Below are 13,717 nucleotides of genomic sequence, written 5' to 3' on the forward strand. Positions count from 1 at the left end.
GCGTGGGATTTTGGCGGTCTGTACATGAAAAAAATGCAAGGTTTTCAGTCATATTTTAGAAAACCTTGCAATATTTTCACAGGGTAGAAATCAGTTTTTCCCAATAGTTATGCAGGATAGATTAGAATTTAAGGGACGACTAATGTATATTCTACTACACGATAACATTTATAGTAATTCTCGGTGTTTTTGTCTTTTGCATGTGGTTCTTCCAGAACCAGATTGTCGGGCACATCGGCGAGAAGCACACGGCAAACAGAATCCGCGCCATCAGCAAGGGAACCGTCTTCAGGGATGTCTATGTGGAAGGGAGCCACGGCGTACAGCAAATCGACATTATCGCCGTGACCGAGAAAGGCATCCTCGTCGTAGAAAAGAAGACATACATCGGGCTGATTGTCGGCAACGCCTACGACAAGCAATGGACAGTAATCGCGGGCTGGGGCAAAAAGAAATACTCAATGAAGAATCCGCACCACCAGAATTACGGGCATATCATGGCCCTACATGAAAAGTTCCCGGCACTCAAGGACAAGTTCATCGACCTCGTGATATTCGGGAACAACGCGAAACTCGGCGACAGAATCCCCGAAGGTACCATCTGCGACAGGGATTTCAAGAAGTTCTACAGGAACCTGCCGACACGAATGAACACCCAGGAAATTGAAAGCGCCGCCCGAAACATTGCCGCCCTTAACAGCGACATGGCAAGGCTCAAGGCGATGCACAAGCAAAAAATACGAGGAATGAGGAAAGGCTTATGACCCAAAAACTCTGGAACAAATGCAAAAAGTGCGGTTGCGACAAGCCCGAAGACACCGAGAAACTCTGCGAGCAGTGCAAGGCAAAGCGGCGGCAATTCTGGAGCGACCTCAAGAAAGTCGGCGGCGTGGCCGCTGGCGCGTTGCTGGTGGTTATTGCCGGCGGGAAGATGAGGAAGAGGTAGATCTACTTCACCAAATCAAGCAGGCGTTCGTAGGAATCGACAACATCGTAGGTGACGGATTCGCTGGAAATGGCGGCAAAGTGCTTGCGGGCACACTTGATTTTGGCGGATTCAATTTCGCGAAGTTCCAAGGAGCTCATGGAACCCTTCGTTTCTGCCACGAAATACACATGCTTCACAGCGCCTTCATGAAATGCGATAGCCCAGTCGGGATTGTAATTGCCAACGGGAGTGTTGATGAAGAATCCCTTGGGCAGTTTGATATAGAGCGAAACTTCCTTGCTCGCTTCTAGCTTCTGGGCAAAGTTACGTTCGTTGGTTGAATCGTAAATCAAGTGGTCGTACAGATGCTGATGCGTTTCGCAGGCGTTTATGCCAAGGCGACCCTTCATCGTATTGTCGGTGAAAATGCTCGTCTCGTAGGTCGAAGCTAGCTTATTGTATGTAATATGCTCGATGATAACGGTCGCCTTCTGCTCGTTGATTAGGCGACTAGCCTTGATAATAAACTCTTCGGGGTTTTCCTGGAACTGGTCAAAGACGGACTTCTGGATTTTGCTCAGAATTTCGCCGACCGTTTTGCGGGTAAGCTTTGTGTCTTCTACAATTTTACCAATCAAATCGTATTTGACGCTAGAATTGGCGGTCGCAACAGCAGCCTTGGTCGCCGTAGAATTTATCGTAAACGCGGCCCCCGCTTGCAACTGAACCTTTGACTGAATCGCATTCATCGCACCTTGTGCCACCTTGAAGAAAATTTTCGTGACACGCAGTTTTTCGTTCAAGGCATCAACCGATTTCTTGACGAGTTCATCCGTCTCAAAATCCACCACATAGGCAGACTTTGCATTAATTTTTTGCCAGAGTTCCTTGAACTCCTTGGAATTGTACTTGCTATTGTTCAAGTGCAGTTCCACGTTATTCTTACGAGCATCTTCGGGCTTGACAGCATCCGGATCGTAAAGCGTATCAAGCAAATTGCATATACTTGCAGAATAGGGTGCAACCTCTTCGCAAAGGCACAAAGTTCCCGCAGCTTTGTCCGCCCGGTATGCATCCGTCAGAGCACCTTTCTTGACATAGCCACATTCCAGCAGTGCATCGTAAACAGTTTGCGCAAAGTCATCGGAGACCACCAGTTTTTCGCCAGATTCCGAAGTGAAAGACTTTCCCTTGAACAGGTCTATCGTCACCTTGACCGGACGCGTTCCAATGGTTTCCGCCATCTCGGTCTGAAGCGCTTTCGCAAAATCTTCGTAGCTTTCATTTGCGATAACAGTCAGCACGTTTACGGAATGAACATCGCCGCCAAGGACGCTTTCATCCATGCGTTCGCCTTCCTGGTTCACGCACAATCGCAGACCGCGGCCCACTTCTTGCCTCTTGCGAACTTCAGAAGCACTACTCTTGAGCGTACAAATCTGGAAAACGTTCTGGTTGTCCCAACCTTCCTTCAATGCAGAATGGCTAAATATAAAGCGAACAGGTTCCTCGCGCGAAAGCAAGCGTTCCTTGTCCTTCATGATCAAGTCGTAGGCATCGGTATCATCGGAATCTGAGGACCCGCGAGCCACCTTGCTATCCACGAAGCGCCCTGCACCCTTCTTGCTCTTGTCAATGGAGAAATATCCGGCATGGGCCTTGTGCGCATCGGTCTTGTCCAAGAAATCGAAATACTCTTGACTTTCGAACACATCTCGTTGCAACGACGCACGAACCGCATCGTATTCTTCTTCGAACATCTTCGCGTAAATGCCCATTTCGTCCGGAGCATCGTAGTCGCGGTATTTCTTCACCTCGTCGATAAAGAACAGCGAAAGCACCTTGATACCCTTGCAAAAAAGAGCTCGTTCACGTTCGAAGTGCGAAATAATTGTTTCGCGAATCTGGATGCGACGAAGCTGTTCTTCGTTGACAACACCCATGCAATCTCCGGCGTATATTTTCTTGCCGTTGGCGAAAGTGGCAGAAGATTCGTTGCCGTTCACATCGGTAACAGTGTATCCGTCCTTATATTCTTCAAGTCCGCCCGATTGCTCGTAGAGATTATAGCCTTTTGTAGCGTGGGCCTTTTTCTTGAGCAAACCACTCTTGCCCTTGCAATCAAATTCCAGCACAGCGACAGGTGGCTTGTCCGTAAACACCTGAATCCCTTCCAGGTACAAGTAACCTTCAGTTGCCGTAGAACCGCTGACCGTAATCCCCTTGACACTAATCTTCTTGACCAAACGCTTGTTGTAGGCGTCCATGGCATCCAGGCGGTAAACCATGTTGTAAACGGCATCCTTGCGGTGCGTCGCCGAATAACGTAAAGTCATGAGCGGCTGGAATTCCGTCAATCCTTCTTTAGTCTTTTTGCCTTCGACACTCTGCGGCTCGTCGATAATCAGAATCGGATTCGTACTCGCAATAACATCGATGGGGCGGCGGCTACGGAACTCATCCAGCTTCATGCGAATGCGGCGAGCGTCCTTGCCCGTGGCATTGAATGCCTGCGAATTAATAATCATCACATTGATGTGGCTATCCGAGGCGAAGTGGTCAATTTCCGTAAGGTTCTGGGAATTGTAGATAAAGAACCGGATGGACTTCCCGTACTCTTCGAGGAAGTGTTCCTGCATAATCTGGAACGACTTGTAAACACCTTCGCGAATGGCGATGCTCGGCACGACCACAATAAACTTGGTCCAGCCATAGGCGCGGTTCAGCTCGTACATCGTCTTGATGTAGGTGTAGGTCTTGCCGGTGCCCGTTTCCATTTCGATGGTCAAGTTGTAACGGCCTTCCAGCTTTTCGGATAGCGGCAAAAGATTCGCCGCCTGCACCGCATGCAAATTCGCAAGAATCTTAGAATCACTCAGTTGCGGCACCAATCGCTGGTTGCAAAACCCCATCACGCCCGTCTGGCCGCCCACATTGTCGCCAAAGAGCTTTACAGTTCCCGAGTCCATCAAATAGCTCGATTCCAGATACGGTTGCCCCGCAAAAACATCGCATACGGCCTTCGCCGCATCTGCCTGGAACTGCTGGTACTTGAACTGAATCTTCATGGTGTAAAGTTAAGAATGTTTCGCCGAAAGTTCTGTTTCTTCAAGTATCTGCACAAGAACCTTGTAATCAAGATACTGGATACCATCAACGCCCTCATGGATTTTATCGGCAAGCTTGCTCTGGTAATAAAGATCCATAGCTTCTTCAAGCGAGCACTTACGCACCTGAGCCAAATGCGCTATAATCCGTTCTTCCAGGCGTTCCTGATAAACCTTCTCTAGAACTTCCCCATCCATGAGCTATACCCCTTCGCCAGAAACAAACGTCAGCAACGAATCAATCGCTTTCTGCGAAATGAACGCAATCTGGTCGTAATGCGGATACACCTTGATTTCTCTCAAGGCGCGGTCTAAGTCCCAGATTCCCGAATGATACATATCCACCACACGAAAAACCTTGTCATTCGCGACCTTGCCTACGATAACATCGTAATCCTTGTAATCTAAAGCCCCATCGCGGCACTTGCAGACAAAATTTATCCATTCGGTCAAATCTTCTGGAAAAGTCTTTACCGACAAATCGCTCGTAAAATCCGACATCTCGTAGATGTTCAAAACAGGACTTGCACCATCATAAATTTTCGACTTTCTTTCGGCCCAACGGATGGCCTGCTCACGAACGGTAGTCACATAGAACCCCATCCCGAAATCAAGGGGCCTATAAGAATGATTGATATCAGGTTTTTGTACGACCTGTATTGAACCGTGGTAAACAATCATATAGCCACCTTGCGGACCTTCAAATATTCTTCGATATCGCTCACGACAAAATCAGTCCCTTGCGTATGCATAATTTCGTAATTGGGGACAAGGAACTTTTGGATACAACCGGAATCCCTAAGCATTTTATATACGGCGGACGGCAGCCGATTCCACTTGTTTGCGCAAGCGTGGATCATATACACGACAAATTCGAAAGAGTCCTGAATCATAAAGCCTCCGTATAATACAAAAATACTTTTTTTGTCAAAGAGAGTAATATCCACCGTTCTTGGGGGCACCCCGAAATTCGATTTTCCCTGATTTCTTGCAGGATTTTACCCCGCAAATTTACACCGCCACTCGTTTTCTTATTTACACCGCCATTTTGCAATTTTACACCGCCACTATTTTTTAGGAGGCGGAGCAAATCCTCTTGCGTAGAGACCACACAATCCGCGATAAATGATTAGGCTTGCTATGAGTATTATTGAAACGTCTTTCAATCAAACGGCAGAACAATCATATATTATCTCTTATTACTGATTTGCAAATCAACAAGTATCTAAACTAAACAAGCCTCTATTTCAGAGCACAATCTCTCTAATGAAGGAACTCTAGTTCTTACATTTACACAAATTTCATCATAATCCAACAGATTAACAATAGTTGCACACCCCTTCGTATAGGAACAACCTACTGTCGCAAAAACATCATTCAATCTATTAGCAGGTTCGTCAATCATCTCTGTATTGCCAGAACTAACATTCATTCCACAAAGCGTATTTATCGACGAAAGTGTAATATTACTATTCAACTTTTGAAAGAAGGTCCACTCAGCAATCATCCAAGATTCCATTTCCATAATGGACAAGATGAATTTTGTCGGTATAGGATTTTGAGAAACGCGATAATGCAAACTATAATCTAATTTGTGGATCTCAGATCTTCCAAACTTTGGATAAACATCGCGAATTCCATATAACTTTTGGTAACCCGCATTTATTAAAGATTGTCGTTGTTCTAGTAAATACGACTTAACGTTAGTTTCTCCACCACAATCACATATCAAAAAGAAATATTTTTCATCCTGTGAAGAAACTTCTCGAACCTCAATCGTTCTAAACGGGCATGTTGAGCCACCTCTTCGGGATTGTATTTTATAAGAAAGATCCTTTCGACCGACAAGGACTTTCAAAACATTTTCAACGAACAGAGCTTCGGTAAATCCTTCAACAAAAAAAGCATATTTATACATCAACCAAGCCTGTTTTAAAGAAATCCGTAGCAAAGAAATCAAAATTATTTAGGCCAATAAATTTAAAATCTTCAAATATTTTAGGAGAATTTCTTTTGTTAAATACGTTCACAGAACTTCCATGTCTTGATATGACTTGCCAATAATCCAAATCTGTTCCATTCATAACAAATTTGTCATTTGTTGACATGATTAATTGAATACCGATTTTTTGCGCTTTGTTGATTAGTAACTTAATCAATTTAGATGAACGTTCAAAATCAAGGCCTTCTCCAATATCATCGATTAACACGCACCCACTTTTTTGAGCTAATTCATAATAATTAAAATGTATTAAAATAGATAAAGCTCTGAACAATCCGTCGGACATCGAATTCTGATCTGTAAACGCAGCGCGATCTCGTTCCTTAATTACAAGTCCAATCAATTTAGCCTGAACAGGAGATTGTATCTGAATGGAGTTTTGTGCATTTAAATCTACAGATTCAATATCATAACCAATGTCATTAAGGTCTTGTGTTACATTATTAATGAATTCTTTTGGAAATTCTTTTTTCCCTTTTTTAAAGAACAGCATTGACTTATTTGTTTCTCGAATATCAACGAAATCATCTTCAACCTCATTTTGTTGCGTTATCGCAAATGAGCGACGTTCTGCATCTTGAGCAAATCTAAAATGACGTAGCTGAGATGCCCATAAATACAAATCATTTAGATATGGATATTGAATATCATCGCGTCTAGTTGACACAAGGACGTTGTTTGGAACCTTAAATTTTGTCATTTGGTTAAAGAAACTGTTCTTTATTTCGCCATTCCCATCTTTTTCGCGACAAATAAAATTTTCTCCATCAATACTTAAAGTTTCTTTCATTACACAAGAACGTTCAATACTTACCGCATATGTAATTTTTTGTTTTTTTTCATTTTCAAAAGTAGCTGAGAAGTCTCCATTTCTATATGGAACGCGAATATTGAGAAGTAGATTGCTTAATGCCGCGATAACATTTAAGGTACGAGTTTTTCCACATGCGTTTTTTCCAACAATCAAATTTATTGAGTTTAAATCAATATTCTCAAGCTTCCAAAACTTGGGCTGACCAGCATCTTCAGTGTAAGAGAAAGATTTTAATATCATCAGAACCTCTAATTCAATAGATAATCTAGCAAATAATTATAATAAAGAAATTTTTTGAAGAATCATTTTAGATGATAATACTAAATACTCTGTGGTTGTTGTATTGTAGCCTACCAAAAGACCAAGAACCCCCGCATTACATTTTTCATCGACCCCATAAACAAGAGACCCAGACATCCCTTGAGGGTTACCTCCAAATGTTTCCACAGTCGGAGTTTTCATTTTTACATAATAACATCCAGACCACTCAGACTCCCTAACGTTCAAAAAACCATTTGTAACAAAGCATTGTTGTGAAATTTTTTGTTTGTCATAATCAATTTTAGTTCCATCAAAATTCATCGGATTAGGGCATCCTCTGATATAAATATCAAGTAACGAATCTTCAAAAGAAATATTTGAATTTAATTCCATAAAAGAGTTTTTCAATACATATTCAAAATTTTTATAAACATCGTCTTCTTTTATTTTTAGCATTACAAAATCGTCGCAAGGGTCTTCCTTCAAATTATCATTCTTATCACCGTTTAAAGTTTTATCATACGACAAATATTTATTTGGAGGTAAATAATACATGACTTGATTATGGTTCAGCCCCATATTCTGAGCAACATGCTTTGCAGTAATCAAATACAAATCATTATTCCACTTTATAGGGGAAATAGTTCCTGCTAATTGAAATGGCCATTCAGAATCATCTAAATCCCATATTCCGCCCCTTGCAAAGTTCATTGCAGTTTCAATTTGACAAACGGAATCAAACAGTTTAAAGAACAGACTCTTTTTGAAAATTTCCCTTCTTTTTTCCTCTGTGATATCAATTTGCATATTTTACACCACCTTTACTGTGGTATTGGGGCTGATTGTTTTGAAGATTTCGGTGACGTTGATTTTGGCGGAGTCGCTTTTGAAGCTGGAGTCGCGGAAGACGGCGCGGAGGGGCTTGGCGGCTGCGATTTGGCGGATGGCGGCTTCGGGGATGTCGTTTGCGAAGCAGGCGACTAGGTCGCCGTCGTTGACGTTATAGACTTGGAGGTTTTCGATGGTTTCGGTTTTGATGGGGAGCGAAAGCGGGACGCCCCAATCGACGAGGCAGCCGAAGAGGATGTCCATGTCGGTGCGGCCGTCCTTGATGTTGCTGATTTGCTCGACGAGGTCTTGCTGGGAGATTTCGCCGGCGGAGTAATAGATGTCCTTCATGTTGGAGTCGTCGATTTTCAGGACGCGGAAGCCGCGGTCAGAGTTTAGAACTGAGAGCTTAGAACTTAGACCTTTGATGTCAAATGCTTTATCAGCGAAGAGATCATTTTGCTGATTTCTTCCAAGAGCTTCAAGCTTGATTCGATATCCGTTTTCGTTAAGTATTTTAAGCGTTCGCAAATCAACAATTGTGTTTCCAGTTCCGCTCGTGATCCCCTTGCTATTTTCAAAAACTGGACAAACTCCTTGCTCCCTCGAGACTGCCCCTCCGCTATGTTCGACGGAATCGACACCACAGCCCTGCGAATTTGATCCGACAGAGCGTATGTTTCCTCCTTCGGCAACCTCTTCACCAAGGCATAGACCAATTCCACTAGACCCATAGACTTCTTCCAAACTTCTAATTTCTGGTAATTCTCTTGCATACTTTTCGACAATTCCTTCTTTTTCTAAGTTCTGTAAACTAAGCTCTAAGATCTGATCGCCTGCGCGGCGGATGCGTTCCTTGCCGATTTCGCAGATAGTCTTGTATGTCGGCGATTTGGTTTCTTCTGGAACTTGAACCAATATAAACTTACGGTTTCCACCATCTTCTGCATTTTTCTTAAATACAGAATGAGCCGTTGTTGCTGAACCAGAGAAGAAATCAAGAATTACAGAATCCTTATCTGTCGCAATAGTCAAAATTCTGTCAAGTAAACGAGTCGGCTTCGGCGTATCAAAGGGAGCTTTTCCATCAAACAATGCTAAAATTTCTTTTTTCGCTTCGTCGGTGTGACCTGCGTCTTCAAAAGACCAAAAATTCGTCGGCAATTTTCCACCAACATCGTCTAAATAAGTTTTTCGAGCTATTCCACCCAATCCATTTTTTGTGAAGTAGAATTTAGGCCATGGACCTTTTTCCAAAACTTTCTTTGCCTTTTCTTTTGAAATTTCCAAAGACTCCGAAAGAACAATGCTCATAACATTTTTTCGAACTTCTGAAATGGATACTCCGCATACTTCTGCTCTTTTTGCTTCATCTTGGATGTCGCGAAGTTCATAATCGCACCATCCCTTCATGAATTCAAGCATTAAATCCTGTCCAAAAGTCCAACATCTTCCATTAGAGGGATACAAAAATTCACCAGTAAAAGGATGTTGTATTGCATAAACCATTCCTTGGTGAGTTACTGCACCAGGAGCATATGGGTTATCCGTTCGCCACAAAGCCCTATCATTATCAGGGTTTTTATACATAGCGTTCATCTCAGCCGTTCTCGGCAGCGCATTCGGCATCCAATCCTGTTGACGGCTATAAGACAATATATGTTCTATTTCGCGAACCAATCCCTTTGAGTCATTTCGTGTTGAATAGGTTCTTTGCCAAGCGATATCGCCAACAAAACAATCTCCGCCAAACACTTCGTCGCAAATCTTTTTCAGGTTTGCTTGTTCGTTATCGTCAATGCTGATAAACATCACGCCATCATCGGTGAGCAAGTTGCGGGCGAGCAGCAGGCGGCTGTAAATCATGGAACACCAGTCGGAATGGAAACGGCCGTTGCTGTCGGAATTCTGCACCATGCGATTTCCTTCGTCGTCCACGGCGCCGCTTTCTTCGGCATACTTGGCGCTGTCCATGCGGAAGTCGTCTTTGTAGATAAAGTCATTTCCGGTGTTGTAGGGCGGGTCGATGTATATCATCTTGACCTTGCCCAGGTAGCCTTCTTGCAGGAGTTTCAGGGCTTCGAGGTTGTCGCCTTCAATGTAGAGGTTCTCGGTGGTGTCGAAGTTCTTGGATTCTTCCACGCAGGGGCGCAGCGTCTTGCGGATGGGTTTCGCGGCTTCTACCATGGCGTCGCGCTTGCCGACCCAGGTAAATTCGTAGGACTCATCGCCTTCTGCGACGCTCTCGCCGAGCATCTGCTTGAGCGCATCGAAATTCACCGCTTTCTTCAGCTTGCCATCCTTGGTCTTGCTTTCGGTCACGCAATTCGGGAACAGCGCGGCAATCTTCTCAACGTTCATCTGCGCCATATCGGGAGTTTCAAACTTCATCTTTTCCATGGGATACCTTTGCTTTTTTCAAATTTGTTATCGTAGCGATTCCGTACAACGGCACATTCAGCATCTTTTCGTTGTCACGGAAGGGGAGCATCGATGTTTTTACCGCCAAATCGGGTGCAAACTGGTCACAGAACAACGTAAAACTGCGTGAGCGCAGGTTCTCGCCGGACTTGACTTCGACGGGAATAATCAATCCATCCTTTTGCAGAATGAAATCCACTTCGGAGGTGCTGCGTTCGTTTGTCCAATATCCGAGGTAGTCGGGGTCCAGAGTAGAGAGTTCCTGCATCACGAACTGTTCGGCCATGGCCCCCTTGAACTCTGTGAAAATTTTGTTCCCGTCAATCAGCGTTTTGGCGTCTAAACCAGCGGATGCCCCAAGCAAGCCCACATCCAACATAAAAAGCTTGAACACGTGGGTGTCCTGGTAGGCCTTCAGCGGCATACGGGGTTCCTTGACCCGGTGGGATTCCAGCACCAGCCCGCAATCGCGGAGCCATTCTATGGCAATTTCAAAATCCTTGGCGCGTGCGCCCTCGCGGATAATCCCGTACACGAATTTCTTGTTTTCTTTGCTGAGCTGGGCGGGGAGGCTGTCCCACACCATGTTCAGGCGCGGAATCTGCTCGCCAGGTGCATGCTTCGAAAAATCCGCCGCATACGAGCGGAGTATTTCGCGCTGGATTTCGCGGGCTTCGAAGTAGTCGCCGGTATCAATCCATTTCTGCACCACTTCGGGCATACCACCCACAAACAGGTAACTCCTCAACAAACCGAGCAGTTCGTCATGAAAAGGTTCCAATGCGCTCCATTGCCCGTTACGGATAGAGCCGCAAAGCATTTCTTTTTTTGCGGCGTAAAGGAATTCAAAAAACGAGAGCGGACCAAGGTCCAAGAAAGATACCTTGCCCACCGGAAACGAAAGGCCGGAGTGCAGTGCAATGCCAAGCAGCGAACCAGCCGCGACTACGGCGTATTGGGGGGCGTCTTCGCAAAAATACTTGAGCGAGGTCAGGCCACCTTCTGCCGCCTGAATTTCATCGAAGATAATCAGGGTGTTTTCGGGGTCTATCTTTTTCCCGTAATTGAGCTCAATCGTGGAAACAATCCTCTTGATGTCAAAATTTTCAGAGAACAGGTCACGGAGGCGGCGCTCGTTTTCGAAGTTGATATAGACGGTCTCGGCAAAGGAGGTCTTGCCGAATTCCTTCAAAAGCCAGGTCTTTCCAGTCTGTCGAGCTCCACGGACTATCAGCGGCTTGCGGTCCTTACGCACCTTCCACTGAGCCAGCTGTTGCATCGCAAATCGTTCCATAATGCCTCTTTTGTGCCGTTTTACAGTAAATATATATAAAAAAGGCATCAAACAACAAAAATATCTTGATAAAAGTGTAGTTTAAATATATTTTTATCAAGATATTCAGACTTCGCGAAGAAAATTGGCGATTTTAGCGAAATTTAGCCGTTTTTAGGCAGAAATTGCTCCGTATATTGAAATATCTATAATTTTAGCTGGATTTTATGTTGAAAAATCTATAATTTTTCGAAAATGAATATGTAGACCGGAACCGTTTGCGTTGGAAGGGTGTAGACTTCTTTGATGCTTTTTAGTCTTTCGAGTCTTTTTTTATTTCGATTTCATTCAAAATAGTTGCCAAATTTGCGGTATCTGCAGTTGAGGATTCCTCAATTGCGTCATCCTAGCAAATTTTACCAATTACCGAACATGCTTCTTCGTAAGCATCGGCATAGTAGGAATTGCGTTTCATTTCTTCTGAACTAGAGAAAAACTCTCTTATCCGCCATTTGGGCGATTGCTCAAAATATAATTCCAAAAACTCTTCAAGTACAGCAGGTGTCATCCGTTCGCCAAGAACTTCTTCTTCTTTATCCTGGAGGCTTATCTTATCTTTGGTAGATGAAAGAAACACTACAGGAACACCGCCTTCTTCAACAATCCCTTTTAAATTTTTTCGGCCGTAGAAATGCCATTTCATTTCACGACTTTCTCTAGAAGCTCCTATCAAACCTAGAGCCAGCTCTGGAGAAACTGCGATTCGATCGCGATTAGCAAGTGCAGCGACTCGAAAACCCAAATCTATATCTGGACCAATAAAATCTATACAGTCATTGTTTATAGCAGGCTTACGCAAGATAAAATTTCTTATTGGAAATCCCGCAGTCCACACAGCTCCCTTTACAGGATACTTATTTTCAGGGAAATTATTCTTTTCTATTGCATCCCTAAATCTTTTTACATGATTTAAGGCTTCATCCCAATTAGAAATTCTTGCATAGAAAAGGATTTCATCTCCATTATATTTCCATAGTTCTACACCATCTTTTGCAAAGGCTTCTTCGAAAGATGAGTAAAATTCTACAACATTTGAAACCCACGAACTTATACACAAGCCGTTTCTGCCATCTTGTCTTTGCGCAAACTGTTTCTTTTGGGTACTGCCAATAAGGTCCGCACTGAAGAAAATATACACCTGTGGCTCTTTAAGATTATATTCAGGCATAAATTAGAGCAATCCCAAAGAAGAAAGACGCACACTGGCCGCAGTAAATGACACATGATACATCTGCGCCATTCTAGATATTTTGCCATCTTGATCGAGATCATTAGACAACGAATTAAAATCTTCTCTAAACATACTTTCTGGCATCAAAAGTTCAGCAGCAAAATAATTTGCTTCCTGTTCAGCCATACTAGTTCCTAAACGAAATGCCTGCAAAGGCTTGTCGCCCTGTCGAGAATGCAAAAAATAATGACCTAATTCATGAGCAAGGGTAAATCTCTGTCGTTCGGTCGTTGCTAATGGGTGCAATTTGATGGTAAAATCAAGTTTTCCACGAACATCAATTGTATCACCAAAAAAGACATCTTTATCTTCAGAGACTTTTCCACCAAAAATTTCAACAATGCCTTTGAAATCAACAGTTTCTTTAGGATTAAAACCAGACACCTCGCGAACTTTATTCGCGACGCTTCGAATTACGGCTTTACCCCATCCACATTCTTTAATATCTGGCATGGAAACTCCTTGATGGTTATATAAATAGTCAGCCCTTAAAAAGTCACTTTGCGAACGCAAGATAAGGACGTTCGCATTTTTTGTTCATTCCGTTCCACAGAAGGCAAAAACAGTATAGCCATTCCAACAGGGCAAAAAAGCGCCTCATGGCCCTCTTGAAGTTGAACGCCGCCGCAGCAAGCTTTGCATTGAGCATGTCGCCAAAGATTCCCTTGTAGAAATTTCTGCCCATACGGTGGTCGCTTTTCAGGTGGCCGTTGATAGGCTCGATGCCAGCCCTCTTGCAAAAAAGCTTGTGAGCCTTTTTCTTCTGGTAGTAAGTCGCGTTTTTCTTCGGGA

The 13,717-nt window shown here is 43.7% G+C and carries 13 protein-coding genes and 1 pseudogene; 2 read left to right on the forward strand and 12 right to left on the reverse strand.

The features are described from left to right. The first annotated feature begins 200 nt into the window (after positions 1–200). Both B5D40_RS13290 and B5D40_RS13295 read left to right on the forward strand, forming a co-directional pair. A complete protein-coding gene (locus tag B5D40_RS13290) occupies positions 201–764 on the forward strand; it encodes a nuclease-related domain-containing protein (protein ID WP_078777299.1) in 564 nt (187 codons plus the stop codon). Further along, positions 761–946, forward strand: coding sequence for a hypothetical protein (locus B5D40_RS13295; protein WP_078777300.1), 186 nt, complete (start codon positions 761–763; stop codon positions 944–946). The genes B5D40_RS13290 and B5D40_RS13295 overlap by 4 nt, the downstream gene beginning before the upstream one ends. A gap of 2 nt (positions 947–948) precedes the next feature. On the opposite strand, the gene B5D40_RS13300 is transcribed toward B5D40_RS13295, so the two are convergent. From B5D40_RS13300 to B5D40_RS13360, 12 genes and pseudogenes are all read right to left on the reverse strand, one after another. Next, positions 949–3,996 carry a type III restriction-modification system endonuclease gene (locus tag B5D40_RS13300; RefSeq protein WP_078777301.1) on the reverse strand — a complete coding sequence of 1,016 codons (3,048 nt, stop codon included), beginning with the start codon at positions 3,994–3,996 and terminating at the stop codon, positions 949–951. A gap of 9 nt (positions 3,997–4,005) precedes the next feature. Next, positions 4,006–4,233 carry a hypothetical protein gene (locus tag B5D40_RS13305; RefSeq protein ID WP_078777302.1) on the reverse strand — a complete coding sequence of 76 codons (228 nt, stop codon included), beginning with the start codon at positions 4,231–4,233 and terminating at the stop codon, positions 4,006–4,008. A gap of 3 nt (positions 4,234–4,236) precedes the next feature. Next, positions 4,237–4,716: a DUF3990 domain-containing protein gene (locus tag B5D40_RS13310; protein WP_078777303.1), complete on the reverse strand. Its 480-nt coding sequence runs from the start codon at positions 4,714–4,716 to the stop codon at positions 4,237–4,239. Continuing rightward, positions 4,713–4,928, reverse strand: coding sequence for a DUF3791 domain-containing protein (locus B5D40_RS13315; RefSeq protein ID WP_078777304.1), 216 nt, complete (start codon positions 4,926–4,928; stop codon positions 4,713–4,715). Before B5D40_RS13315 ends, B5D40_RS13310 begins: the two co-directional genes overlap by 4 nt. A 332-nt stretch (positions 4,929–5,260) precedes the next feature. Further along, positions 5,261–5,953, reverse strand: a complete 693-nt coding sequence (locus B5D40_RS13320) for a hypothetical protein (protein ID WP_078777305.1) — start codon at positions 5,951–5,953, stop codon at positions 5,261–5,263. After that, a complete protein-coding gene (locus tag B5D40_RS13325; protein WP_078777306.1) occupies positions 5,946–7,091 on the reverse strand; it encodes an AAA family ATPase in 1,146 nt (381 codons plus the stop codon). The genes B5D40_RS13320 and B5D40_RS13325 overlap by 8 nt, the downstream gene beginning before the upstream one ends. 36 nt (positions 7,092–7,127) lie before the next feature. Then, the gene (locus B5D40_RS13330; RefSeq protein ID WP_078777307.1) at positions 7,128–7,919 is read right to left on the reverse strand and encodes a hypothetical protein; all 792 of its coding nucleotides are present in this window, start codon (positions 7,917–7,919) and stop codon (positions 7,128–7,130) included. Positions 7,920–7,922: 3 nt separating this feature from the next. Further along, a complete protein-coding gene (locus B5D40_RS16660; RefSeq protein WP_456151866.1) occupies positions 7,923–10,340 on the reverse strand; it encodes a site-specific DNA-methyltransferase in 2,418 nt (805 codons plus the stop codon). Further along, positions 10,321–11,655, reverse strand: coding sequence for an ATP-binding protein (locus B5D40_RS13345; RefSeq protein WP_078777308.1), 1,335 nt, complete (start codon positions 11,653–11,655; stop codon positions 10,321–10,323). Before B5D40_RS13345 ends, B5D40_RS16660 begins: the two co-directional genes overlap by 20 nt. A gap of 385 nt (positions 11,656–12,040) precedes the next feature. Continuing rightward, positions 12,041–12,862, reverse strand: coding sequence for a hypothetical protein (locus B5D40_RS13350; protein ID WP_078777309.1), 822 nt, complete (start codon positions 12,860–12,862; stop codon positions 12,041–12,043). 3 nt (positions 12,863–12,865) lie between these two features. After that, positions 12,866–13,378 (reverse strand): ImmA/IrrE family metallo-endopeptidase, encoded by a 513-nt coding sequence (locus tag B5D40_RS13355; protein WP_073306499.1) that lies wholly within the window; start codon positions 13,376–13,378, stop codon positions 12,866–12,868. Between the two features lie 43 nt (positions 13,379–13,421). Then, positions 13,422–13,717, reverse strand: a pseudogene (locus B5D40_RS13360) (hypothetical protein); the annotation flags it as partial.

The sequence above is a fragment of the Fibrobacter intestinalis genome, from assembly GCF_900167415.1.
In the GTDB taxonomy this organism is placed as follows: domain Bacteria; phylum Fibrobacterota; class Fibrobacteria; order Fibrobacterales; family Fibrobacteraceae; genus Hallerella; species Hallerella intestinalis.

Coding starts and splice junctions, on each gene's coding strand:
- B5D40_RS13290 (WP_078777299.1), top strand. CDS start 201: ATGTGGTTCTTCCAGAACCAGATTGTCGGGCACATCGGCGAGAAGCAC.
- B5D40_RS13295 (WP_078777300.1), top strand. CDS start 761: ATGACCCAAAAACTCTGGAACAAATGCAAAAAGTGCGGTTGCGACAAG.
- B5D40_RS13300 (WP_078777301.1), bottom strand. CDS start 3,996: ATGAAGATTCAGTTCAAGTACCAGCAGTTCCAGGCAGATGCGGCGAAG.
- B5D40_RS13305 (WP_078777302.1), bottom strand. CDS start 4,233: ATGGATGGGGAAGTTCTAGAGAAGGTTTATCAGGAACGCCTGGAAGAA.
- B5D40_RS13310 (WP_078777303.1), bottom strand. CDS start 4,716: ATGATTGTTTACCACGGTTCAATACAGGTCGTACAAAAACCTGATATC.
- B5D40_RS13315 (WP_078777304.1), bottom strand. CDS start 4,928: ATGATTCAGGACTCTTTCGAATTTGTCGTGTATATGATCCACGCTTGC.
- B5D40_RS13320 (WP_078777305.1), bottom strand. CDS start 5,953: ATGTATAAATATGCTTTTTTTGTTGAAGGATTTACCGAAGCTCTGTTC.
- B5D40_RS13325 (WP_078777306.1), bottom strand. CDS start 7,091: ATGATATTAAAATCTTTCTCTTACACTGAAGATGCTGGTCAGCCCAAG.
- B5D40_RS13330 (WP_078777307.1), bottom strand. CDS start 7,919: ATGCAAATTGATATCACAGAGGAAAAAAGAAGGGAAATTTTCAAAAAG.
- B5D40_RS16660 (WP_456151866.1), bottom strand. CDS start 10,340: ATGGAAAAGATGAAGTTTGAAACTCCCGATATGGCGCAGATGAACGTT.
- B5D40_RS13345 (WP_078777308.1), bottom strand. CDS start 11,655: ATGGAACGATTTGCGATGCAACAGCTGGCTCAGTGGAAGGTGCGTAAG.
- B5D40_RS13350 (WP_078777309.1), bottom strand. CDS start 12,862: ATGCCTGAATATAATCTTAAAGAGCCACAGGTGTATATTTTCTTCAGT.
- B5D40_RS13355 (WP_073306499.1), bottom strand. CDS start 13,378: ATGCCAGATATTAAAGAATGTGGATGGGGTAAAGCCGTAATTCGAAGC.